Source organism: Streptomyces galbus, from assembly GCF_005280195.1.
Classification (GTDB): Bacteria; Actinomycetota; Actinomycetes; order Streptomycetales; family Streptomycetaceae; genus Streptomyces; species Streptomyces galbus.
In genome coordinates, this window is sequence record NZ_SZPR01000018.1 from 155524 (window position 1) to 179007 (window position 23484).

Annotated in this window: 17 protein-coding genes; 9 read left to right on the forward strand and 8 right to left on the reverse strand. The window is 70.9% G+C overall.

Features of this window, described 5'->3' with window-relative positions; all coding sequences use genetic code 11:
- Positions 1 to 61: 61 nt before the first annotated feature.
- From E4U92_RS21885 to E4U92_RS21905, 5 genes are all read right to left on the reverse strand, one after another.
- A complete protein-coding gene (locus tag E4U92_RS21885) occupies positions 62 to 1042 on the reverse strand; it encodes a PAC2 family protein (RefSeq protein ID WP_137302145.1) in 981 nt (326 codons plus the stop codon).
- A gap of 218 nt (positions 1043 to 1260) precedes the next feature.
- Positions 1261 to 2877 (reverse strand): glycerol-3-phosphate dehydrogenase/oxidase, encoded by a 1617-nt coding sequence (locus E4U92_RS21890; protein ID WP_137302146.1) that lies wholly within the window; start codon positions 2875 to 2877, stop codon positions 1261 to 1263.
- Between the two features lie 45 nt (positions 2878 to 2922).
- Positions 2923 to 4461: a glycerol kinase GlpK gene (gene glpK, locus E4U92_RS21895; protein ID WP_137302147.1), complete on the reverse strand. Its 1539-nt coding sequence runs from the start codon at positions 4459 to 4461 to the stop codon at positions 2923 to 2925.
- Positions 4462 to 4572: 111 nt separating this feature from the next.
- On the reverse strand, positions 4573 to 5367 hold the full coding sequence (locus E4U92_RS21900; protein ID WP_137302148.1) for an MIP/aquaporin family protein: 795 nt from the start codon (positions 5365 to 5367) through the stop codon (positions 4573 to 4575).
- A gap of 363 nt (positions 5368 to 5730) precedes the next feature.
- Complete coding sequence (locus E4U92_RS21905; protein WP_067235156.1) at positions 5731 to 6504, reverse strand: IclR family transcriptional regulator; 774 nt, start codon at positions 6502 to 6504, stop codon at positions 5731 to 5733.
- A 351-nt stretch (positions 6505 to 6855) separates the two neighbouring features.
- On the opposite strand from E4U92_RS21905, the gene metH reads away from it, so the two are divergent.
- The 3 genes from metH to E4U92_RS21920 all read left to right on the forward strand — a co-directional run bounded on the left by metH (position 6856) and on the right by E4U92_RS21920 (position 13313).
- Positions 6856 to 10374, forward strand: a complete 3519-nt coding sequence (gene metH / locus E4U92_RS21910; RefSeq protein ID WP_137302149.1) for a methionine synthase — start codon at positions 6856 to 6858, stop codon at positions 10372 to 10374.
- A gap of 184 nt (positions 10375 to 10558) precedes the next feature.
- Positions 10559 to 11260, forward strand: coding sequence for an HAD family hydrolase (locus E4U92_RS21915; RefSeq protein WP_137302150.1), 702 nt, complete (start codon positions 10559 to 10561; stop codon positions 11258 to 11260).
- Between the two features lie 445 nt (positions 11261 to 11705).
- Positions 11706 to 13313 carry an ABC transporter substrate-binding protein gene (locus E4U92_RS21920; RefSeq protein ID WP_137302151.1) on the forward strand — a complete coding sequence of 536 codons (1608 nt, stop codon included), beginning with the start codon at positions 11706 to 11708 and terminating at the stop codon, positions 13311 to 13313.
- An 81-nt stretch (positions 13314 to 13394) separates the two neighbouring features.
- Here E4U92_RS21920 and E4U92_RS21925 read toward each other — a convergent pair whose 3' ends face one another.
- Together E4U92_RS21925 and E4U92_RS21930 are read right to left on the reverse strand one after the other, a co-directional pair.
- Positions 13395 to 14066 (reverse strand): response regulator, encoded by a 672-nt coding sequence (locus E4U92_RS21925; RefSeq protein ID WP_067235162.1) that lies wholly within the window; start codon positions 14064 to 14066, stop codon positions 13395 to 13397.
- Positions 14067 to 14080: 14 nt separating this feature from the next.
- On the reverse strand, positions 14081 to 15037 hold the full coding sequence (locus E4U92_RS21930; protein ID WP_168372376.1) for a RecB family exonuclease: 957 nt from the start codon (positions 15035 to 15037) through the stop codon (positions 14081 to 14083).
- 176 nt (positions 15038 to 15213) lie between these two features.
- Here E4U92_RS21930 and E4U92_RS21935 point away from each other — a divergent pair, with 176 nt between their 5' ends.
- The 3 genes from E4U92_RS21935 to E4U92_RS21945 all read left to right on the forward strand — a co-directional run bounded on the left by E4U92_RS21935 (position 15214) and on the right by E4U92_RS21945 (position 18891).
- A complete protein-coding gene (locus E4U92_RS21935; RefSeq protein WP_137302152.1) occupies positions 15214 to 16995 on the forward strand; it encodes a site-2 protease family protein in 1782 nt (593 codons plus the stop codon).
- Positions 16996 to 17146: 151 nt separating this feature from the next.
- Complete coding sequence (locus E4U92_RS21940) at positions 17147 to 18049, forward strand: tRNA (adenine-N1)-methyltransferase (protein ID WP_137302153.1); 903 nt, start codon at positions 17147 to 17149, stop codon at positions 18047 to 18049.
- A 269-nt stretch (positions 18050 to 18318) separates the two neighbouring features.
- A complete protein-coding gene (locus E4U92_RS21945) occupies positions 18319 to 18891 on the forward strand; it encodes a hypothetical protein (RefSeq protein ID WP_137302154.1) in 573 nt (190 codons plus the stop codon).
- A gap of 83 nt (positions 18892 to 18974) precedes the next feature.
- Here E4U92_RS21945 and E4U92_RS21950 read toward each other — a convergent pair whose 3' ends face one another.
- Complete coding sequence (locus E4U92_RS21950; RefSeq protein WP_137302155.1) at positions 18975 to 19280, reverse strand: ferredoxin; 306 nt, start codon at positions 19278 to 19280, stop codon at positions 18975 to 18977.
- Positions 19281 to 19524: 244 nt separating this feature from the next.
- Here E4U92_RS21950 and arc point away from each other — a divergent pair, with 244 nt between their 5' ends.
- From arc to E4U92_RS21970, 3 genes are all read left to right on the forward strand, one after another.
- Positions 19525 to 21291, forward strand: a complete 1767-nt coding sequence (gene arc / locus E4U92_RS21960) for a proteasome ATPase (RefSeq protein WP_137302156.1) — start codon at positions 19525 to 19527, stop codon at positions 21289 to 21291.
- A 244-nt stretch (positions 21292 to 21535) separates the two neighbouring features.
- A complete protein-coding gene (gene dop, locus E4U92_RS21965; protein WP_338326448.1) occupies positions 21536 to 23047 on the forward strand; it encodes a depupylase/deamidase Dop in 1512 nt (503 codons plus the stop codon).
- Between the two features lie 165 nt (positions 23048 to 23212).
- On the forward strand, positions 23213 to 23431 hold the full coding sequence (locus tag E4U92_RS21970; protein WP_121888496.1) for a ubiquitin-like protein Pup: 219 nt from the start codon (positions 23213 to 23215) through the stop codon (positions 23429 to 23431).
- Positions 23432 to 23484 lie beyond the last annotated feature (53 nt).

Genomic DNA, 23484 nt, shown 5'->3' on the forward strand with positions numbered 1-23484 from the left:
CCGCGGGAAGCGCGCCCCTCGGTGTGTCGAGGCCGCCGGACAGCGTCACGGCGGACCCCGGTCAGTCCTCCGTCGGCCGGTCCCCCGACGTGCCGTCGTCGTCGCCGCCCGCCTTCGGCGGCTTCGGGGGACGCGTGCGCTCCCCGGGGCTCTCCCGCCGGTAGGGCGGCGTGCCCGGGCCCGTGTCGCCGTCGGCGGGGCCGCCGTCACGGCGCCGCAGGTACCGCTCGAACTCGCGGGCGATCGCCTCCCCGGACGCCTCCGGCAGCTCCGCGGTGTCCCGGGCCTCCTCCAGCGTCTGCACGTACTCGGCGACCTCGCTGTCCTCCGCGGCGAGCTGGTCCACGCCCACCTGCCACGCGCGCGCGTCGTCGGGCAGCTCGCCCAGCGGGATGCGCACGTCGATCAGGTCCTCCAGCCGGTTCAGCAGGGCCAGCGTGGCCTTCGGGTTCGGCGGCTGCGACACGTAGTGCGGCACGGCCGCCCACAGGCTCACCGCCGGCACGCCCGCGTGCGTGCACGCCTCCTGCAGGACACCGACGATGCCCGTGGGCCCCTCGTACTTGGTCTCCTCCAGGTCCATCCGGCGGGCCAGGTCCGGGTCGGACGTGGTGCCGCTGATCGGGACCGGACGGGTGTGCGGGGTGTCACCGAGCAGGGCACCCAGGATGACCACCAGCTCCACGCCCAGCTCGTGCGCGAAGCCCAGCAGCTCGTTGCAGAACGAGCGCCAGCGCATGGACGGTTCGATGCCGCGGACCAGGACCAGGTCCCGCGGCTTCTCGCCGCCGACCCGCACCACCGACAGTCTCGTCGTCGGCCAGGTGATCTTGCGTACGCCCGCGTCCATCCACACCGTGGGACGGTTGACCTGGAAGTCGTAGTAGTCCTCGGCGTCGAGCGCCGCGAACACCTCGCCCTTCCACTCCCTCTCGAGATGCGCGACCGCGGTGGAGGCGGCGTCGCCGGCATCGTTCCAGCCCTCGAACGCGGCCACCATGACCGGGTCGATCAGCTCGGGAACCCCCTCGAGCTCGATCACCCAGCGCCTCCTTCCGACGTGCCCTCGCCTGACCACCCAACCTTACGGCGTGCGGCGGGGGCGCCCGCAGCCCCCTTGCACCGGGGACGAACGGATCACTGCCCCGTTCCCCACCGGTGAACACCCACCGGGGCGCGAAGATCGACGACGCGCGCCGGACACCCCGAAGGGGCGGCTCCGCCGGTGCGGAGCCGCCCCTTCGCGTCCTGCCGGGCCGGTCACTTCCCGTCGAGCACGTCCTGCACCTTCGCGCGGACCTCGTCGGTCGCCAGGCCCCGGATGGTCAGCGTCGTCCGGCGGCGCAGCACGTCGTCCGCCGTCTCGGCCCACTCGTGGTCCCGGGCGTAGACGACCTGGGCCCAGATCTCGGGGGCGTCGGGGTGGACGCGGCGGCCCAGCTCCGGGTCCTCGTTCGCCAGGCGGGCGATGTCGAAGGCCAGCGAACCGTAGTGGGTCGCCAGGTGCCTGGCGGTGTCGGCCGCCATGCGCGGGCCGGGCGCCGGGTTGTCGACGAGCAGCCGGTGGGCGACCGCGCGCGGGTTGGCGACACCCGGCAGCGGCAGCTTCTTCGGCAGCGAGGCGATCGGTTCGAAGTCGTCGCCGAGCGGGTGGCCGGGCAGCGCCTCCAGCTTCTTCATCACCGTGCGGCCGATGTGCCGGAACGTCGTCCACTTGCCGCCCGCGACGGACAGCATCCCGCCGCGGCCCTCGGTGACGACCGTCTCCCGCTTGGCCTTGGCGGTGTCACCGGGGCCGCCCGGCAACACGCGCAGACCCGCGAACGAGTACGTGATCAGGTCACGGGAGAGCTGCTGGTCCCGGACCGAGAACGCGGCCTCGTCCAGGATCTGGGCTATGTCCTTCTCGGTGACCGAGACGTCCGCCGGGTCGCCCTCGAACTCCTCGTCGGTGGTGCCGAGCAGCAGCATGTCCTCCCAGGGGAGGGCGAAGGTGATCCGGTACTTGTCGATGGGGGTCGCCAGGGCGGCCTTCCACGGGGAGGTCCGCTTCAGGACCAGGTGCGCGCCCTTCGACAGACGGATCGACGGCGCCGCGTTCGGGTCCTCCATCCTGCGCAGGTGATCGACCCACGGGCCGGTCGCGTTCAGCACCAGCCGGGCGTTCACGCCGAACTCGTCGCCGGAGATCCGGTCGCGCAGCTCGGCGCCGGTCACCCGGCCCCGGGTGAAGCGCAGGCCGGTGACCTCGGCGTGGTTCAGCACCACGGCGCCCGACTCGACCGCCGCGCGGACCGTCATCAGCGCCATGCGGGCGTCGTTCATCTGGTCGTCGCCGTAGACGGCCACGGCCTTGAGGTTCTCGGTGCGCAGCTCCGGCACGTCCTGCGCCGCCTTGGCGGGGGAGAGCAGGTGGCCGACGCCGTCGCCGAACGCGGACAGCGCGGAGTAGGCGAACACGCCCGCCCCGAGCTTCGCCGCGCCGTGCGGCCCGCCCTTGTACACGGGGAGGTAGAAGGTCAGCGGGTTCGCCAGGTGGGGGGCCACCTGGCGGGAGACCGCACGGCGCTCGAAGTGGTTCTCCGCCACCAGCTTCACCGCGCCGGTCTGCAGGTAGCGCAGACCGCCGTGGAGCAGCTTGGAGGAGGCCGAGGAGGTGGCGCCGGCGAAGTCGCCGGCGTCGACCAGGGCCACCCTGAGGCCGGACTGCGCGGCGTGCCAGGCGGTGGAGATGCCCAGGATGCCGCCGCCGATCACCAGGAGGTCGTACTGCGCCTTGGAGAGCTGCTCCCGGGTCTCGGCTCGGCTCGGGGCGGAGCCGGAGGACGGGTGCGTCCCCAGGGCAGGCACGGACTGCAGGGTGGACTGAGTGGTCATGTCGGGTACTTACTCCTCGTCAGAGCTGTCGCGGGGGCAGGCAGCTCAGCTCTCGTCCTCGATCCAGCCCATGGTCCGCTCGACGGCCTTGAGCCAGTTCTTGTACTCACGGTCGCGGGTCTCCGCGTCCATGCGGGGGGTCCACTCGGCGGCCCGGCGCCAGTTGGCGCGCAGGTCGTCGGTGCTGTTCCAGAAGCCGACGGCGAGGCCGGCGGCGTAGGCGGCGCCGAGGCAGGTGGTCTCGGCGACCATCGGGCGCACCACGGGCGCGTCCAGGACGTCCGAGAGGGTCTGCATCAGCAGGTTGTTGGCGGTCATGCCGCCGTCGACCTTGAGGGTCACCAGCTCGACGCCGGAGTCCTTCACCATGGCGTCGGCGATCTCCCGGGTCTGCCACGCGGTGGCCTCCAGGACGGCCCGCGCGAGGTGCGCCTTGGTCACGTACCGGGTGAGGCCGGCGATCACACCGCGGGCGTCGGAGCGCCAGTGCGGGGCGAACAGGCCGGAGAAGGCGGGCACGAAGTAGGCGCCGCCGTTGTCCTCCACCGACAGCGCGAGCGTCTCGATCTCGGCGGCGGTGGAGATCAGGCCCATTTGGTCGCGCATCCACTGCACCAGCGAGCCGGTGACGGCGATCGAGCCCTCCAGGGCGTAGACCGTGTCCTGGTCGCCGATCTTGTAGCCGACGGTGGTGAGCAGGCCGGCGTACGAGTTGATGATCTTCTCGCCGGTGTTCATCACCATGAAGGTGCCGGTGCCGTACGTCGACTTGGTCTCGCCCTCGGAGAAGCAGGTCTGGCCGAACAGGGCCGCCTGCTGGTCGCCGAGCGCGGAGGCGACCGGGATGCCGCCGAGCAGGTCGCCGAGCTTGCCGCCCTTGATCTCGCCGTAGACCTCGGCGGAGGAGCGGATCTCGGGCAGGATCTGCAGCGGCACGCCGATCGACTCGGCGATCCGCTCGTCCCACTCCATCGTGTGGAGGTTCATCAGCAGGGTGCGGGAGGCGTTGGTGACGTCGGTGACGTGCCGGCCGCCGTCGACCCCGCCGGTCAGGTTCCAGATGACCCAGCTGTCCATGGTGCCGAACAGGATGTCGCCGGCCTCGGCGCGCTCCTGGAGGCCCTCGACGTTCTCCAGCAGCCAGCGGGCCTTGGGGCCGGCGAAGTAGGAGGCGAGGGGCAGGCCGGTCTCGCGGCGGAAGCGGTCCTGGCCGACGTTGCGGCCGAGCTCGCGGCACAGGCCGTCGGTGCGGGTGTCCTGCCAGACGATGGCGTTGTGGACGGGCTCACCGGTGTTCTTGTCCCACAGCACGGTGGTCTCGCGCTGGTTGGTGATGCCGATGGCCTTGATGTCGTCGCGGGTGATGCCGGCCTTCTCGACGGCGCCGGCGACGACCTCCTGGACGTTGGTCCAGATCTCGGTGGCGTCGTGCTCGACCCAGCCGGGCTTGGGGAAGATCTGCTCGTGCTCCTTCTGGTCGACGGAGACGATGCGCCCGTCGCGGTCGAAGACGATGCAGCGCGAGGAGGTGGTGCCCTGGTCGATGGCGGCGATGAACGGGCCGGCGGTGTGGGCGTCGGTCACTGTGTGCTCCTGGGAGGGTTCCGTGGTCTTGAGGGCTTGTACGTACGGCGTGCGCCGGGAGTTTCGTGCTCCTCACCCGGACGGGCGAAGCGCGCTGCCGAAACTCGGTGACTAGGCGAAAGCCACGTTGTAGATGCCTGCCGCGAGGGCGCCGCCGATCAGCGGGCCGACCACGGGGACCCAGGCGTAGCTCCAGTCGGAGCCGCCCTTGTTGGGCAGGGGCAGGAGGGAGTGCACGATGCGCGGACCGAGGTCACGGGCCGGGTTGATCGCGTAGCCGGTCGGTCCGCCGAGGGACAGGCCGATGGAGACCACCACGAGCGCGGTGATCAGCGCGCCCAGGTTGCCGAGGCCGTTGCCCTTGTCGTTCAGGCCCTGCGTGAGCACGGCCAGCACCAGCACCACGGTGCCGATGATCTCGGTGGCGAGGTTCTGCACCGCGTTGCGGATCTCCGGGCCGGTGGAGAAGACGCCCAGGACCGGGCCGGCGCCCTTCTCCTGGGCCTCGACGGCCTTGGCCGCCGTGGCCTGCGCACCCGGGCCGCCGACGATCTCCCGGTCGGTGAGGTGCGCGTGGAACTGGCCGTAGTAGGCGGCCCAGACCAGGGTCGCGCCGATCATGGCGCCGAGGATCTGTCCGCCCCAGTACACGGGCACGTTGCTCCAGTCGCCGTCCTTGATGGCGAGGGCGAGCGTCACGGCCGGGTTGAGGTGGGCGCCCGACAGGGGTGCCGAGGTGTAGACCGCGGTGAGCACGGCGAAGCCCCACCCGAAGGTGATGGCGAGCCAACCGGCGTTGCGGGCCTTGGAGGCCTTCAGCGTGACGGCGGCGCAGACACCGCCGCCGAGCAGGATGAGTATGGCGGTACCGATGGTCTCGCCGATGAAGATGTCGGAGCTGGACACCCGCGACTCCTTTGTCCTTCGTCCAGGGAAGCCGATCCCCGGGTCCCGCCGGGGATCTGGCGCCCTCGGTGATGAGAGCGATGCCGGCCCTTGGCGTTGTCACACTCTAGCGCGTATTGCCGGTAGGTGTTCGACAATGCCGACCGATGGACGGGAGTCTTGCTGTGGCGTTACGCACCCGTCAAGAGTCCTGTTATCGAAAGCACGATCGTTATTGATCGCCCTGTGCTATCGATCTCCGCGGGTCCGTCCGACGGGTCACCCTTTTTGTCCGGTGCAGGGTAGATAAAAACCGGAACGCCTGCCAGGCGTCCCGGTGGGGACGGTGGTCCGGCTCCCCGCGGCAACGCCCGGGGGAACCGCTCAGAAGCGCCCGGCGCCCAGGTCCCGCGACACCGCGCGGGCGCAGTCCCGCACCGCCGCGATCAGCTCGGGCCGCAGTGCTCCCTCTTCGTCGGGCCGGCACAGGCGCTCCACGGCGCCGGTGATGCCGACCGCGCCGACCGGCATGCGCCGCCGGTCGTGGATGGGGGCGGCGATGGACGCGACGCCCTCCCAGGTCTCCTCCACGTCGGCCGCGTAGCCCCGCGCGCGCGTGATGTCCAGGAGCTGCTCGAAGTCGTCGAGATCGCACACGGTGCGGTCGGTGAACGCCTTGCGGTCGGCCTCCAGGGCCTCGCTGTGCGCCACCGGGTCGTACGCCGACAGCACCTTGCCCAGGGCGGTGGAGTGCAGCGGCTGCATGGCGCCGATCTCCAGTACCTGCCGGCTGTCGTCGGGGCGGAAGACGTGGTGCACGATCAGCACGCCCTGCTGGTGCAGGACGCCGAGGTGGACGCTCTCGCCGCTGGAGCGGGCCAGGTCGTCCGTCCAGACCAGGGCCCGGGCCCGCAGCTCGTGCACGTCCAGGTAGGTGGTGCCCAGGCGCAGCAGCTCGGCGCCGAGCTGGTAGCGGCCGGAGGCCTCGTCCTGCTCCACGAACCCCTCCTGCTGGAGCGTGCGCAGGATGCCGTGGGCGGTGCCCTTGGCCAGGCCCAGGGACGAGGCGATGTCCGACAGGCCGAGCCGCCGCTCACCGCCCGCGAGCAGCCGCAGCATCGCGGCCGCCCGTTCGAGCGACTGGATGTTCCGTGCCATCGCCGTCCTGCCTCCGTCCCCTTCGACCGTCCGGCCCGCGGCCGTCCCGCCTGTCCGCGCGGGCGCTCCGGCGGGCGTCCGCCCGAGTGCGCGCAGCGCGTGCTGTCACCGTTCGGCAATGCCGAACACTACCGGTCCATGCCGACCTCCCGCCAATGGTCTGACGACATGCGTTCCGACGTCCGCCCCCCGGAAGTGGCCCGGCCGTCATCGGCGTCCGTCCCGTGGACGCCCTGACGATATGCCCTCCGTCCCGGCTACTCTGACGGCGTGCGCTCTCCCCGCGAGCCGTCGTGCACGCATCCTGGGAGAGGCAAAGCCGACAGCCGTCGCACCCGAGGGAGCCCTTCCATGGCCTCTGTGCCGCCGACCCCTTCCGCCGACAGCCGGGCCCGTGTGTCCGCGCTCCGTGAGGCCCTCGCCACCCGTGTGGTGGTCGCCGACGGGGCGATGGGCACGATGCTCCAGGCCCAGGAGCCCACCCTGGCGGACTTCCAGCAGCTCGAGGGCTGCAACGAGATCCTCAACGTCACCCGGCCCGACATCGTGCGCTCGGTGCACGAGGCGTACTTCGAGGCGGGGGTCGACTGCGTCGAGACCAACACGTTCGGCGCCAACCACGCGGCCATGGCCGAGTACGACATCGCCGACCGCGTCGAGGAACTGTCCGAGGCGGGCGCCCGCATCGCCCGCGAGACGGCCGACGACCACACCGCCCGCGACGGCCGCCAGCGCTGGGTGCTGGGCTCCATCGGCCCGGGCACGAAGCTGCCCACCCTCGGCCACGTCCCCTACGGCACGATCCGCGACGGCTTCCAGCAGAACGCCGAGGGCCTGCTGGCCGGCGGCGCCGACGCCCTCATCGTGGAGACCACGCAGGACCTGCTGCAGACCAAGGCATCGGTGCTGGGCGCCCGGCGCGCGATGGAGGCGACGGGCGTCGAGGTGCCGTTGCTGGTGTCGATGGCGTTCGAGACGACCGGCACGATGCTGCTCGGCTCGGAGATCGGCGCCGCCCTGACGGCGCTGGAGCCGCTGGGCATCGACATGATCGGCCTCAACTGTTCGACCGGCCCCGCCGAGATGAGCGAGCACCTGCGCTACCTCACGCGCCACGCGCGGATCCCGCTGCTGTGCATGCCGAACGCGGGTCTGCCCATCCTCACCAAGGACGGCGCCCACTTCCCGCTCGACCCCGAGGGCCTGGCGGACGCCCAGGAGACCTTCGTCCGCGACTACGGCCTGAACCTGGTCGGCGGCTGCTGCGGCACCACCCCCGAACACCTGCGCCGGCTCGTCGAGCGGGTGCGCGGCGCCGCCCCCGCCGAACGCTCCCCGCAGCCCGAGCCGGGCGCGGCCTCCCTCTACCAGTCGGTGCCGTTCCGCCAGGACACCTCCTACCTGGCGATCGGGGAGCGCACCAACGCCAACGGCTCCAAGAAGTTCCGTGAGGCGATGCTGGCGGGCCGCTGGGACGACTGCGTGGAGATCGCGCGCGAGCAGATCCGCGAGGGCGCGCACATGCTCGACCTGTGCGTCGACTACGTCGGCCGGGACGGGGTGGCGGACATGCGGCAGCTGGCGGGGCGGCTGGCGACGGCCTCCACGCTGCCGATCGTGCTGGACTCCACCGAGGTCGACGTCATCCAGGCCGGCCTGGAGAAGCTGGGCGGCCGCGCGGTGATCAACTCCGTGAACTACGAGGACGGGGACGGGCCCGAGTCGCGGTTCGCGCGGGTCACCCGGCTGGCCAAGGAGCACGGGGCGGCGCTGATCGCGCTGACCATCGACGAGGAGGGCCAGGCCCGCACCCCCGAGAAGAAGGTCGAGATCGCCGAACGCCTCATCGACGACCTCACCGGCAACTGGGGGATCCGCGAGGCGGACATCCTCATCGACACCCTCACCTTCACGATCTGCACGGGCCAGGAGGAGTCCCGCAAGGACGGCGTGGCGACCATCGAGGCGATCCGCGAACTCAAGCGCCGCCACCCCGAGGTGCAGACCACCCTGGGCCTGTCCAACATCTCCTTCGGCCTGAACCCGGCCGCGCGCATCCTGCTCAACTCCGTCTTCCTCGACGAGTGCGTCAAGGCCGGCCTCGACTCCGCCATCGTCCACGCGTCGAAGATCCTGCCGATCGCGCGGTTCAGCGAGGAGGAGGTCCGCACCGCCCTCGACCTGATCCACGACCGGCGCAGCGAGGGCTACGACCCGCTGCAGAAGCTCATGCAGCTCTTCGAGGGCGCCACCGCGAAGTCGCTGAAGGCGGGCCGGGCCGAGGAACTGGCCGCGCTGCCGCTGGACGAGCGGCTCAAGCGGCGCATCATCGACGGCGAGCGCAACGGCCTGGAGGCCGACCTCGACGAGGCGCTGCGGACGCGTCCGGCGCTGGACATCGTCAACGAGACGCTGCTGGACGGCATGAAGGTCGTCGGCGAGCTGTTCGGCTCCGGGCAGATGCAGCTGCCGTTCGTCCTGCAGTCCGCCGAGGTGATGAAGGCCGCCGTCGCCCACCTCGAACCGCACATGGAGAAGGTCGAGGGCGAGGAGGCCGGCAAGGGCACCATCGTGCTGGCGACCGTGCGCGGCGACGTCCACGACATCGGCAAGAACCTCGTCGACATCATCCTGTCCAACAACGGCTACAACGTCGTCAACCTCGGCATCAAGCAGCCCGTCTCCGCGATCCTGGAGGCCGCCGAGGAGCACAAGGCCGACGTCATCGGCATGTCCGGGCTCCTGGTCAAGTCCACGGTGATCATGAAGGAGAACCTGGAGGAGCTCAACCAGCGCGGTCTCGCGGCCGACTTCCCGGTCATCCTCGGCGGCGCGGCGCTCACCCGCGCGTACGTCGAGCAGGACCTGCACGAGATCTACCAGGGCGAGGTGCGCTACGCCCGGGACGCCTTCGAGGGCCTGCGCCTGATGGACGCCCTGATCGGCGTCAAGCGCGGGGTGCCCGGGGCCAAGCTGCCCGAGCTCAGGCAGCGCCGGGTGCGGGCCGCCACCGTGGAGGTCGAGGAGCGCCCCGAGGAAGGGCACGTGCGCTCCGACGTGGCCACGGACAACCCCGTGCCCGAGCCGCCGTTCTTCGGCACCCGCATCATCAAGGGCATCCCGCTCAAGGAGTACGCCTCCTGGCTCGACGAGGGCGCCCTGTTCAAGGGCCAGTGGGGCCTGAAGCAGGCCCGCACCGGCGAGGGACCGACGTACGAGGAGCTCGTCGAGACGGAGGGCCGGCCCCGGCTGCGCGGTCTGCTGGACCGCCTCCAGACGGACAACCTGCTCGAGGCGGCCGTCGTCTACGGCTACTTCCCGTGCGTGTCCAAGGACGACGACCTGATCGTCCTGGACGAGCGGGGCAACGAGCGCACCCGCTTCACCTTCCCGCGCCAGCGCCGCGGGCGCCGGCTGTGTCTGGCCGACTTCTTCCGCCCCGAGGAGTCGGGGGAGACGGACGTCGTCGGCTTCCAGGTGGTCACCGTGGGCTCGCGCATCGGTGAGGAGACCGCGCGGCTGTTCGCCTCGGACTCCTACCGCGACTACCTGGAGCTGCACGGCCTGTCCGTGCAGCTCGCGGAGGCCCTCGCCGAGTACTGGCACGCCCGGGTGCGCGCCGAGCTGGGCTTCGCCGGGGACGACCCCGACGAGATGCAGGGCATGTTCGAGCTGAAGTACCGCGGCGCCCGCTTCTCCCTGGGCTACGGCGCATGCCCCGACCTGGAGGACCGCGCCAAGATCGCCGAGCTGCTCGAGCCCGAGCGGATCGGCGTCCACCTGTCGGAGGAGTTCCAGCTCCACCCGGAGCAGTCCACCGACGCCATCGTGATCCACCACCCCGAGGCGAAGTACTTCAACGCCCGCTGAAGCCGCCCGCCGAACCCGAACCCCGGAGCGCGCGCTCGAGCCGCCCTCGACGCCCGCTCCGGGAACAACGGAGCAGTCCGGGCGAACGAGGCGTTCCGTCGCCGGACGTCGTACACTGGTCGGTCCACCGAAGGCCGGTTCCCGCGCGGGAACCGGCCTGCTCGTCCCTTCAGGAGGTACGTGGATGACCAGCACGGTCCCCGCGCTCGACACCCGGACGGCCGAGGGTTCGGCCCTCCAGGCCGTGTTCCTCGACATGGACGGCACCCTGGTGGACACCGAGGGCTTCTGGTGGGACGTCGAGGTCGACGTCTTCGCCCGCCTGGGCCACACCCTCGACGAGTCCTGGCGCCATGTCGTGGTGGGCGGCCCCATGACCCGCAGCGCGGGGTTCCTCATCGAGGCGACCGGCGCCGACATCACCCTCGCCGAGCTGAGCGTCCTGCTCAACCAGGGCTTCGAGGAGCGCATCGAGACGGCGCTGCCGCTGATGCCGGGAGCCACCCGGCTGCTCGCCGAACTGGCCGAGCACCAGGTGCCCACGGCTCTGGTCTCCGCCTCGCACCGGCGCATCATCGACCGGGTACTGGCGTCACTGGGCCCCCAGCACTTCCGGCTGAGCGTGGCCGGGGACGAGGTGGCCCGCACCAAGCCGCACCCGGACCCCTATCTGCTCGCCGCCGCCGGACTGGGCGTCGACCCGACCCGGTGCGCGGTCGTCGAGGACACCGCCACCGGCGTCGCCTCGGCGGAGGCCGCGGGCTGCCACGTGGTCGCCGTGCCGTCCGTCGCCCCCATCGCCCCGGCCGCCCGGCGCACCGTCGTCAGCTCGCTCGAAGAGGTCGACCTGACATTTCTGCGCGGCCTGATGACACAAAAGCGATAGGTGTTCACCCAGCGTGCACCGCGGTTAGCCACCGGCGCCCGCCGCTGTTAGGGAGGGAATTCGGCGCGCCCCCACCGGGGGAATTCCGATCTTCGTCGCAGGCCGAATTCCGCTCCCCGTGCCCGCCACCCCGCGATGTGACGTTTCCCACGCCATGACGCGTCGACAGGCGGGCCCGGTTGTGCTCTGCGTCCCCGTTCGGGGCATCTGGGCGCGCCCTTGTGTCCCGATTGGTGGACCGCTGCACGAATCCTTCCGCTGGCGCGTTTTCGGTCCGTCCGCGCCCGGTTCCGCTCAGTGATGGGCTTTCAACTCCGCCACGGGCGGGGGTCCGTGGCGGTGCGGACTAATCTCATCGCGAGAACCTCGCACCTACCCCCGTGTTCCGCCGCGACACCCCTGCATGCCGGATACACGGACTCGAACGCTCTGGAGAAACTCGAGCATGAACCGCAAGAATCTGGTGCTGCCGGCCGTCGTCGGTCTGCTCGCGCCCGTGCTCGCCGCGTGCGGCGGGTCCGACAGCGGCAGCGGAGGCGGCAACGCCATCGTGGTGGGCACCACCGACCGGTTCGTGGCTACCAAGGACGCCCCCGCGCCCCTCGACCCGGCCTACGCCTACGACGTCGGCACGTGGAACATCCTGCGCCAGACCGTGCAGACCCTGATGACGCTGCCCAAGGGCGACGGCCAGCCGGTCCCGGAGGCCGCGGAGAGCTGTGGCTTCACCGACACCGGCAACGAGCGCTACGCCTGCAAGCTGCGCGAGGGCCTGAAGTTCTCCAACGGTGACCCGATCACCGCCGCGGACGTGAAGTTCTCCATCGAGCGCGCCCGCACCATCAAGGCCGAGACCGGCGTCTTCGCCCTGATGTCGACCGTCGACACCATCGAGACCCAGGGCGACCGCGAGGTCATCTTCCACCTGAAGACGGCCGACGCCACCTTCCCGTACAAGCTGTCCACCCCGGTCGCGGGCATCGTCAACCCCGACGACTACGCCAAGGACAAGCTGCGCGACGGCTTCGCGGTCGACGGCTCGGGCCCGTACACGCTCGAGGCGCAGACCGACGGCGACGAGATGACCCGTGCCGTGTTCACCAAGAACCCCCACTACAAGGGGACGCTGAAGGTGAACAACGACAAGGTGGAGATGGCCTCCTTCGCGGACGCCGACGCCATGGGCAAGGCCCTGGACAAGGGTGACATCGACGTCATGACCCGCAGCATGACGCCGGCCCAGGTCGACAAGCTCTCCACCCCGTCCTCCGCCGACAGCAAGGTCGAGCTGGTCGACGTGGCCGGACTGGGCATCCGCTACCTGGCGTTCAACACCGACGCGCCGGAGGTCAAGAGCAAGGCCGTCCGCGCGGCCATGGCCCAGGTCATCGACCGCAGCAAGCTCGTCAACGAGGTCTACGGCACCCAGGCCGAGCCGCTGTACTCGCTCGTCCCGGCCTCCGTCGCCGGCCACACCAACGCCTTCTACAACAAGTACGGCGACCCGAACGTCGCCAAGGCCAAGTCGATGCTGCAGAAGGCCGACATCAGCACCCCGGTGAAGCTGACGCTGAACTACACCACCGACCACTACGGTGCCGCCACCAAGCAGGAGTTCGAGGTCCTGCAGAAGCAGCTCAACGACAGCGGGCTGTTCGACGTCACCATCAAGGGCACCGCCTGGGACGCGTTCATCCCCGCCGAGCGCAAGGGCGAGTACGCCGTCTACGGCATGGGCTGGTTCCCCGACTTCCCCGACGCCGACAACTTCCTGGCGCCGTTCCTCGACAAGGACAACACCCTCAACTCGCCGTACTCCAACAGCAAGATCATCAACACGCTGATCCCGGAGTCCCGCCGCGAGACGGACCGCGCCTCGGACAAGAGCCTGACCGAGATCCAGGACATCGTCGCCGACGACGTCCCGATCCTGCCGCTGTGGCAGGGCAAGGAGTTCGTCGCCGCCCGTGACGACATCACCGGCACCGCCTACGTGCTGAACTCGGCCTCCTCCCTGCAGCTCTGGGAGCTCGGCCGGGGCGTGAGCGAGTAAGCACCGCACACCGGCGAGCACAAGGGGCGGCCCCCCTCCCTCGGGAGGGGGGCCGCCCCTTTCTGCTCCGCTCCCCGCCGCCTACTGCGCGCCGGGGCGCACCAGTCCGCTCTCGTAGGCGTACACCGCCGCCTGCACCCGGTCGCGCAGCCCCAGCTTGGTCAGCACGTGCCCCACGTGCGTCTTCACCGTGGTCTCGCTGACGAACAGGTCCGCGGCGATCTCCGCGTTCGACAGACCGCGCGCCACCAGCTTCAGCACCTCGACCTCACGGTCGGTCAGCGTGTGCAGCGTGTCCGGCACCGGCTCCTCACCGGACGGGAGGTGGGTGGCGTACTTGTCGAGCAGACGGCGCGTGATGCTCGGCGCGAGCATCGCCTCACCCCCGGCCACCACCCGGATGGCCTGCACCAGTTCGTTGGCCGGCGCGTCCTTCAGCAGGAACCCGCTGGCACCGGCGCGCAGCGCCTCCACCACGTACTCGTCCAGGTCGAACGTGGTCAGCACGAGCACCTTCGCCGGGCCGTTGCGCTCCGGGCCGGTGATCTGACGGGTCGCCTCGACGCCGTCCATCCGGGGCATCCGGATGTCCATGAGCACCACGTCGGGCTGCAGGGCCCGCACCTGGTCGAGGGCCTGCAGACCGTCACCGGCCTCGCCGACGACCGCGAGGTCCTGCTCCGCCTCCAGGATCATCCGGAAGCCCGTACGCAGCAGGGGCTGGTCGTCGACCAGTAGGACGCGGATGGCCACGTGAGTCTCCTTCGCTAGTCCGGCCCCATTCTGCCCTGCGGGCCCGTGCCGGACTCGGCCGCCCTCACCGGGGGCGGCCCCTCGGCACCGGCCCCCGCGACTTTCACCGGAAGGGGGTACGGCGGGGGAGTGCCGCCGAACTCCGGGCAGTGCTCACGGTGGTCGCACCAGCCGCACAGCTTCGTCGGGCGCGGCCGCCAGTCCCCGGTCTCCGTCGCCTGCCGGATCGCCTCCCACAGCGCGAGCAGCTTGCGCTCCACCCGCTCCAGGTCGGCGAGGACCGGGTCGTAGGTGAGGACGTCGCCGCTGCCGAGGTACACCAGCTGCAGCCGCCGCGGCACGACCTGCTTCAGCCGCCACACGACCAGGGCGTAGAACTTCATCTGGAACAGCGCGCCTTCGGCGTACTCCGGCCGGGGTGCCTTGCCCGTCTTGTAGTCGACGATGCGGACCTCGCCGGTCGGCGCCACGTCGACCCGGTCGATGATGCCGCGCAGCCGCAGCCCCGAGTCCAGCTCGGTCTCCACGAACAGCTCCCGCTCGGCCGGTTCCAGACGGGTCGGGTCCTCCAGGCTGAACCAGCGCTCGACCAGCCCCTCGGCCTCCGTGAGCCAGCCCGCCAGCCGCTCGCCCTCCGGGTCGTCCGCGAACAGCTCCGTCAGCTCCGGGCGGCTCTCGCGCAACCGGTCCCACTGCGCCGGGATCAACGACTTGGCCCGCGGCGCGGTCCGCTCGGCCGCCGGCGCGTCGAACAGCCGCTCCAACACCGCGTGGACCAGCGTCCCCTTCGTCGCCGCCGGGCTCGGCTTCTCCGGCAGCCGGTCGATCACCCGGAAGCGGTACAGCAGCGGGCACTGCATGAAGTCACCGGCACGCGACGGCGACAGCGAGGTCGGCGGGGTGGCCACGGCCGCCGCCGGGGCGTCCGGCACGGCCGGCGCTGTCGTCACGTCCTCGCTGCTGCTCTCCATGACCACAGACCTTACGGCCCGCCACCGACAGTCACCCCGTCCCGCCCCCCACGGACCACCCCCCGCCCCGGGAAACACAGGGGTGCGGGGCGGAACACGCCGCGACGGCCGCATACCATCGGTCCGAGACCCTTCCGGCCGGCAGGCGCGGAAGACGCTGCGAACGAGGGGACACCGTGGTGGAAAGCGGCGGGAGCGGGCGGCCGCGCCCGGCCAACGAGGAACGGGCCGAGCAGGCGACGGAGCCCATGGCTCCGCCCTCCGGCACGCCCTCGCACCCGGCGCCGCCCGCCGAGGCCCCCGCCACCCGGCACCCCGATCGGGACGAGGCCCGGCCGACAGGGGCGCAGGACCCCGTACGAGGCCAGCAGCACTCCGCAGGAGATGACCAGCACTCCGTACGAGGCGAGCAGCAGCCCGACGAGCCGACGGCGCGGACCCGGCCGGACGCCCCCGTTCCACCCCGGCAGCCCGCACCCGAGCCGACGCCCCCGGCCGAGCCGACGGCCGTCCCCGCCCCCTCCGACTCCGGGCCGCAGCTCTCCGCGACCCCCGAGCCTGAGGACCCCTCCGCCCAGGAGCCCCCGTCGGCGCCCGCCCCCGGCGCACCCCCCGCCGCCCCGCACACCGACCCCACCACCCACCACCCCGGCGGCGGCCACCGCACCGAGGCCGGCACCCCCCACCCCCACGCCGACCACCACCCGCGCACCCTCGCGCACACCGAAGCCACCCCGACGGCCCCCGGAACCCCGCAGACGCCCGCCGCACCCCCCGCCACGCCCCGCCCGCCCCGGCGCCCCCCGGAGCCCCGGGGCGGACTGCTGATGGGACGGCCGTTCGGCGTCCCGGTGTACGTGGCGCCGAGCTGGTTCCTCGTCGCCGCACTGATCACCTGGGTGTTCGGCGGACAGCTCGAACGCGTCCTGCCCGACCTCGGCGCCGCCCGCTACCTGGTCTCCCTCTTCTTCGCGGTCGCCTTCTACGCCTCCGTCCTCATCCACGAGCTCGCCCACACCGTCGCCGCGCTCCGCTTCAAGCTCCCGGTCCGCCGCATCCAGCTCCAGTTCTTCGGCGGCGTCTCCGAGATCGAGAAGGAGGCCGAGACCCCGGGCCGCGAGTTCGTCCTCGCCTTCGTCGGCCCGCTGCTCTCCCTCGTCCTCGCCGGCCTCTTCTACCTCGCCATGCAGCCCGTCGAGCCCGGCACCGTCCCCGGCGTCCTGCTGGCCGGCCTGATGGTCTCCAACCTGATCGTCGCGATCTTCAACCTGCTGCCCGGCCTCCCCCTCGACGGCGGCCGCATGCTCCGCGCCGTCGTCTGGAAGCTCACCGGCAAGCCCATGAGCGGAACGGTCGCCGCCGCCTGGGTCGGCCGCGCCCTCGCCGTCACCGTCCTCATCGGCCTGCCGCTGCTCACCCAGTCCGGCGCCCTCGGCTCCCACGCCGAGGACAGCGTCGGCCTGGACACCGTCACCGACGCCCTGCTGGCCGCCATCCTCGCCGCGATCATCTGGACCGGCGCCGGCAACAGCCTGCGCATGGCCCGCCTGCGCGAACACCTCCCCGAGCTGCGCGCCCGCAACCTCACCCGCCGCGCCGTCCCCGTCGAGACCGACACCCCGCTCTCCGAGGCCCTGCGCCGCGCCAACGACGCCGGCGCCCGCGCCCTGGTCGTCGTCGACGCCCACGGCGAACCCCTCTCCCTCGTGCGCGAGGCCGCCATCGTCGGCGTACCGGAGCACCGGCGCCCCTGGGTCGCCGTCAGCGGCCTCGCCCAGGACCTGACCGACGGCATGCGCGTCTCCGCGGAACTCGCCGGCGAGGACCTCCTCGACGTCCTGCGCGCCACCCCCGCCACCGAGTACCTCGTCGTCGAGGAGACCGGCGAGATCTACGGCGTCCTGTCCGCGGCCGACGTGGAGCGCGCCTTCGTCCGCGCCATGGCCCGCCCCAGCTGACCCCGCCCACCCCGCCCCGCCCTTTCCGCCCCAGCCCACCCTGCCCTTCCCACCCCAGCCCACCCCGCCCCTCCCGCCCCGCCGGCCGCGGCCCGGCACCCGCCCGCACACCGTGGTCGGCGGGCCCCGCAAACGCCGGTAGGCTGGTCACATGTCCGAACCGACCGGTGCCGCCCGCAGGCGCGGGCCCTTCAAGGTCGGGGACCAGGTACAGCTGACCGACCCCAAGGGCCGCCACTACACGTTCACGCTCGAGGCCGGGAAGAACTTCCACACCCACAAGGGTTCCTTCCCGCACGACGAACTGATCGGTGCACCCGAGGGCAGCGTCGTCCGCACCACCGGGAACGTCGCCTACCTCGCGCTGCGCCCCCTGCTCCCCGACTACGTCCTGTCCATGCCCCGCGGGGCAGCCGTCGTCTACCCGAAGGACGCGGGGCAGATCCTCGCCTTCGCCGACATCTTCACCGGCGCGCGCGTCGTCGAGGCCGGCGTCGGCTCCGGCTCGCTCAGCAGCTTCCTGCTGCGCGCCATCGGCGACCAGGGCATGCTGCACAGCTACGAGCGGCGCGAGGACTTCGCCGACATCGCCCGGCAGAACGTCGAGCGCTACTTCGGCGGCCCCCACCCCGCCTGGCAGCTCACCGTCGGCGACCTCCAGGACAACCTGAGCGACACCGACGTCGACCGCGTCATCCTCGACATGCTCGCCCCCTGGGAATGCCTGGAGGCCGTCTCCAAGGCACTGGTGCCCGGCGGCATCCTCTGCTGCTACGTCGCCACCACCACCCAGCTCGCCCGCACCGTCGAGTCCATCCGGGAGATCGGCTGCTTCAACGAGCCGACCGCCTGGGAGACGATGATCCGCAACTGGCACATCGAGGGCCTGGCCGTCCGTCCCGACCACCGGATGATCGGCCACACCGGCTTCCTGCTCACCGCCCGCCGCCTCGCGGACGGCGTCGAGCCGCCCATGCGCCGCCGCCGCCCAGCCAAGGGCGCCTACGGCGAGGACTACGCCGGCCCCAACGCCGACGGAGGCATGGGCCGCTGAACCCGGCCCGGGCACCCGGTCCGGACCACCCGCACCCCACACAACGCACGACCGCCGTGGCCGAGTTCCCCGCACCCACCGGGAACTCGGCCACGGCGCCGTCGTCTTGAGCCGACCACCGACCCCGCGCCCGACGCGCCACGCTCCACGTCCCACCAGCCCCCGCGCGCCGTCACCGACCGACCGTGCCCCCGCCGTTCCCCCCACCTGTGACGTGTGGCACGATGCTGGCCACCCCCACCGGCACAGCCCTCACGGAGACACACCCAGTGCAGCACTCCGCCGTTCCGGAACTGGCCCACACCCACACCAAGCCCATCCACTGGCTCGCCACCGCCGCCGCCGTGGCCGGCGTCGTGGCCCTCTCCTCCCTCGTCCAGCCCGGACCCGCGACCGCCGCCCAGACCTCCGGCCCGCACACCGCGACGGCGCCCGCCGCCGCCCCCGCCACCACCGGCGTCGACTTCCCCCTCGAGTGCGGCCCCGTACGGGCCCTCGTGCAGCGCCAGGCCACCGGCGACCTCGACGGCGACGGCCGGCCCGAGACCGTGGCCGTCGTCCACTGCGACGCCCCCATGGGCACCCCGCCCGACGCCCTGTACGTCCTGACCCGGGGCGCCGGCGAGAAGACCGCGCGCGTGGTCGCCACCCTCATCGACACCGAGGAACGCAAGACGGTCACGCGCGTGTCCGTCGTCGACGGCGCCGTACGCGCCTCGCTCCTCGGCTACTCGACCGCCGACGTGCCCAGTTGCTGCCCCGACGTCAAGGACATCGCCCAGTGGCGCTGGAAGGACGACCGGTTCGTCCGCTCCACCCCGGCCGGCGCCCACAGCGTCTGAACCGCCCGCCGCCGACGCGCACCGCGCGTGTGAGAAATCAGACAGCGCACCCGCCCCGCGGGCCCGCCCCGCCCCCTCCGACGTCAGGCGGCGTCCGGACCGTGCACCTCGACCTTGTCCGAAACGCGCCGCACATGGATGCACTCGCCCGGACACTCCTTCGCGGAGTCCACCACGTCCGCGAGCAGCGGCAACGGCACCGGAGCCGTCGCCCCCCTGTCCTGGAGCAGCCGGTCGTCCGCGGCCTTCACGTACGCCAGACCGTCGATGTCCAGCTCGAAGACCTCCGGCGCGTACTGGGCGCAGATGCCGTCACCGGTACACAGGTCCTGGTCGATCCAGACCTCCAGCGCCTCGCCGTCGACCGACGCCTCCTGCTGCACGCTCATGTCTCCCTGCCGTTTAGTGCCGAGCCGCCTGGGAACGATGCAGGCTCTGACGGGTGTTGAACACTTCGACCCTACCTGGGGCAGCTTTCCAACCGTGTTCGATGGGTATTCCCCTGGCGTGAGGGAGAGCGCAAGGGTGAAGATCGGACACACCCCGACCGTCTTTGTGATCTAGGGGTTTCAATCGACACCCACCCAGGTAGGGTCTGGAAGCGTCCAGCTCCCCTTGGAGGAGGTGAGGACCGTGGCAGCCCACGACGACGACATGAACCGCGGCATCCGCCCGGGACGCGGGTCCGACGACCCGGCCGGGCAGATCGCCTACCTTGAGCAGGAGATCGCCGTCCTGCGACGCAAGCTCGCCGACTCTCCGCGGCACACGAGGATTCTCGAAGAGCGGATCGTCGAGCTGCAGACCAATCTGGCCGGCGTGTCCGCACAGAACGAGCGACTGGCCAACACGCTCCGTGAGGCCCGCGACCAGATCGTGGCCCTCAAGGAGGAAGTCGACCGGCTCGCCCAGCCACCGGCCGGCTTCGGCGTCTTCCTCGCCGCCAACGAGGACGGCACCGCCGACATCTTCACCGGGGGCCGCAAGCTCCGGGTGAACGTCAGCCCCGGCGTCGAGCTCGAAGAACTGCGGCGCGGCCAGGAAGTCATGCTCAACGAAGCGCTCAACGTGGTCGAGGCCATGCAGTTCGAGCGCGTCGGCGACATCGTCACCCTCAAGGAGATCCTCGAGGACGGCGAACGCGCCCTGGTGCTCGGGCACACCGACGAGGAACGGGTGGTACGGCTCGCCGAGCCGCTGCTGGACGTCACCATCCGCCCCGGCGACGCCCTGCTCCTCGAACCCCGCTCCGGCTACGTCTACGAAGTCGTGCCCAAGAGCGAGGTCGAAGAACTCGTCCTCGAAGAGGTCCCGGACATCGGCTACGAGCAGATCGGCGGCCTGGGCAACCAGATCGAAGCGATCCGCGACGCCGTCGAGCTCCCCTACCTCTACCCGGACCTGTTCAAGGAGCACGAACTGCGCCCGCCCAAGGGCGTCCTGCTCTACGGCCCCCCCGGCTGCGGCAAGACACTGATCGCCAAGGCCGTGGCGAACTCCCTCGCCAAGAAGGTCGCCGAAGTCACCGGCCAGGCCGCCGGCAAGAGCTTCTTCCTCAACATCAAGGGCCCCGAGCTGCTCAACAAGTACGTCGGCGAGACCGAGCGGCAGATCCGCCTGGTCTTCCAGCGGGCCCGCGAGAAGGCCAGCGAGGGCACCCCCGTCATCGTCTTCTTCGACGAGATGGAATCCCTCTTCCGCACCCGCGGCTCCGGAGTCAGCTCGGACGTGGAGAACACCATCGTCCCCCAGCTGCTCGCCGAGATCGACGGCGTGGAAGGCCTGCAGAACGTGGTCGTGATCGGCGCCTCCAACCGCGAGGACATGATCGACCCGGCCATCCTGCGCCCCGGCCGCCTGGACGTGAAGATCAAGATCGAACGTCCCGACGCCGAAGCCGCCAAGGACATCTTCGGCAAGTACCTCACCCAGCGCCTCCCGCTGCACGCCGACGACCTCGGCGAGCACGGCGGCGACAAGGGCGCCACGGTCCAGAACATGATCCAGACGGCCGTGGAACACATGTACGCCGAATCCGAGGAGAACCGCTTCCTGGAAGTCACCTACGCCAACGGCGACAAGGAAGTCCTCTACTTCAAGGACTTCAACTCCGGCGCCATGATCGAGAACATCGTGGGCCGCGCCAAGAAGATGGCGATCAAGGACTTCCTCGAGAAGAACCAGAAGGGCCTCCGCGTCTCCCACCTCCTCCAGGCCTGCGTGGACGAGTTCAAGGAGAACGAGGACCTGCCCAACACCACCAACCCCGACGACTGGGCCCGCATCTCCGGCAAGAAGGGCGAGCGCATCGTCTACATCCGGACACTCATCACCGGAAAGCAGGGCGCCGACACCGGCCGCTCCATCGACACGGTGGCGAATACCGGACAGTACCTGTAACACAAAGGGCGGCTGCGGGTGCCCTCACGGGGTACCCGCAGCCGACGCTTTTCTCCGGACACGGCCGGAACAAGGCGAGCAAGGCAATGACGCAAATGATCTCCCCACCAGCGCAAAGGCGTTCTAGGCTCTTCCGTACCGCCGGGTCGCGCAGTGCGGGGACGGGCACCGCACGGGCACCGGAGCACCAGCGGTACTTGAGCGGCGCCCACGACCGAGGGTGCCGCCGGGCAAGGAGGGCCGCATGACCGTACGGCGAGTAATGGGCATCGAGACGGAGTACGGAATCTCCGTCCCCGGCCACCCCAACGCCAATGCCATGCTCACCTCGTCCCAGATCGTCAACGCCTACGCGGCGGCGATGCACCGGGCCCGCCGGGCCCGCTGGGACTTCGAGGAGGAGAACCCGCTGCGCGACGCACGGGGCTTCGACCTCGCCCGCGAGGCCGCCGACTCCACCCAGCTCACCGACGAGGACATCGGGCTGGCCAACGTCATCCTCACCAACGGCGCACGCCTCTACGTCGACCACGCACACCCCGAATACAGCTCCCCCGAGGTCACCAACCCGCGCGACGCCGTCCTCTGGGACAAGGCCGGCGAACGGATCATGGCCGAGGCCGCCGAACGCGCCGGACAGCTCCCCGGCGCCCAGCCGATCCACCTCTACAAGAACAACACCGACAACAAGGGCGCCTCCTACGGCACGCACGAGAACTACCTGATGAAGCGGGAGACCCCCTTCTCGGACATCGTGCGCCACCTCACGCCCTTCTTCGTCTCCCGCCAGGTCTTCGCCGGCGCCGGTCGCGTCGGCATCGGCCAGGACGGCCACGAACACGGCTTCCAGCTCAGCCAGCGCGCCGACTACTTCGAAGTCGAGGTCGGCCTCGAGACGACACTCAAGCGCCCGATCATCAACACCCGCGACGAACCCCACGCGGACGCCGAGAAGTACCGCCGCCTGCACGTCATCATCGGCGACGCCAACCTCTCGGAGATCTCCACCTACCTCAAACTGGGCACCACCTCCCTGGTCCTGTCCATGATCGAGGACGGCTTCATCGCCGTCGACCTCGCCGTCGACCAGCCCGTACGCACCCTCCACCAGGTCTCGCACGACCCCACCCTCAAGCGCCTGGTCACCCTGCGCAGCGGCCGCACACTCACCGCGGTCCAGCTCCAGATGGAGTTCTACGAGCTCTCCCGCAAGTACGTCGAGGAACGCTACGGCGCCGACGCCGACGAACAGACCAAGGACGTCCTCGCCCGCTGGGAGGACACCCTCACCCGGCTCGAGAACGACCCGATGAGCCTCGCCGGCGAACTGGACTGGGTCGCCAAACGGGAACTCATGGAGGGCTACCGGCGCCGCGACGACCTCGACTGGGACGCCGCCCGGCTCCACCTCGTCGACCTCCAGTACGCCGACGTACGCCCCGAGAAGGGCCTCTACAACCGTCTGGTGGCCCGCGGACGCATCAAGCGGCTCCTGGACGAGACCGAGGTCGAGCGGGCCGTCACCAAGCCGCCGGAGGACACCCGCGCCTACTTCCGCGGCCGCTGCCTGGAGCAGTACGCCGACGACGTCGCCGCCGCCTCCTGGGACTCCGTGATCTTCGACCTGCCGGGCCGCGACTCCCTGCAGCGCGTCCCAACCCTGGAACCGCTTCGCGGAACGCGAAATCACGTCAAGGAGCTCCTCGACCGCTGCCGCACCGCGGAAGACCTGGTCAGGGTGCTGTCGGGCAACTGAGGGGGTACTCGGCCGGACCCCGGCCCGGGGGTGGAAACCCCGGCGCCAGGGAATCATCGAACTGCGGGGCCGATGTCGGACCCGGCTTGTAGGGTCTGATCATCACCGATCGGCAGGAAAGCCGACCTGTCGACCATGTCGGGCGAACTGAGCGGGGTGAGGGTTATGGCGACCAAGGACACCGGCGGCGGGCAGCAGAAGGCCACGCGGTCCACCGAGGAGGTCGAGGAGCAGGCGCAGGACGCGCAGGCGACGGACGACCTCAAGGAACGCCACGAGAAGCTGAGCGACGACGTCGACTCCGTTCTTGACGAAATTGACGATGTACTCGAGGAGAACGCCGAGGATTTCGTGAGGTCCTTCGTTCAGAAGGGCGGAGAGTGAAGCTGCCTTTCATTCGAAGGTGATGGTCGGGTTCGGGGGTGAAACAAGCCTCG

Coding starts and splice junctions, on each gene's coding strand:
- E4U92_RS21930 (WP_168372376.1), bottom strand. CDS start 15,037: ATGGAGAGCAGCAGCGAGGACGTGACGACAGCGCCGGCCGTGCCGGAC.
- E4U92_RS21940 (WP_137302153.1), top strand. CDS start 17,147: ATGTCCGAACCGACCGGTGCCGCCCGCAGGCGCGGGCCCTTCAAGGTC.
- E4U92_RS21970 (WP_121888496.1), top strand. CDS start 23,213: ATGGCGACCAAGGACACCGGCGGCGGGCAGCAGAAGGCCACGCGGTCC.
- dop (WP_338326448.1), top strand. CDS start 21,536: ATGACCGTACGGCGAGTAATGGGCATCGAGACGGAGTACGGAATCTCC.
- metH (WP_137302149.1), top strand. CDS start 6,856: ATGGCCTCTGTGCCGCCGACCCCTTCCGCCGACAGCCGGGCCCGTGTG.
- E4U92_RS21920 (WP_137302151.1), top strand. CDS start 11,706: ATGAACCGCAAGAATCTGGTGCTGCCGGCCGTCGTCGGTCTGCTCGCG.
- E4U92_RS21950 (WP_137302155.1), bottom strand. CDS start 19,280: ATGAGCGTGCAGCAGGAGGCGTCGGTCGACGGCGAGGCGCTGGAGGTC.
- E4U92_RS21905 (WP_067235156.1), bottom strand. CDS start 6,504: ATGGCACGGAACATCCAGTCGCTCGAACGGGCGGCCGCGATGCTGCGG.
- E4U92_RS21890 (WP_137302146.1), bottom strand. CDS start 2,877: ATGACCACTCAGTCCACCCTGCAGTCCGTGCCTGCCCTGGGGACGCAC.
- E4U92_RS21915 (WP_137302150.1), top strand. CDS start 10,559: ATGACCAGCACGGTCCCCGCGCTCGACACCCGGACGGCCGAGGGTTCG.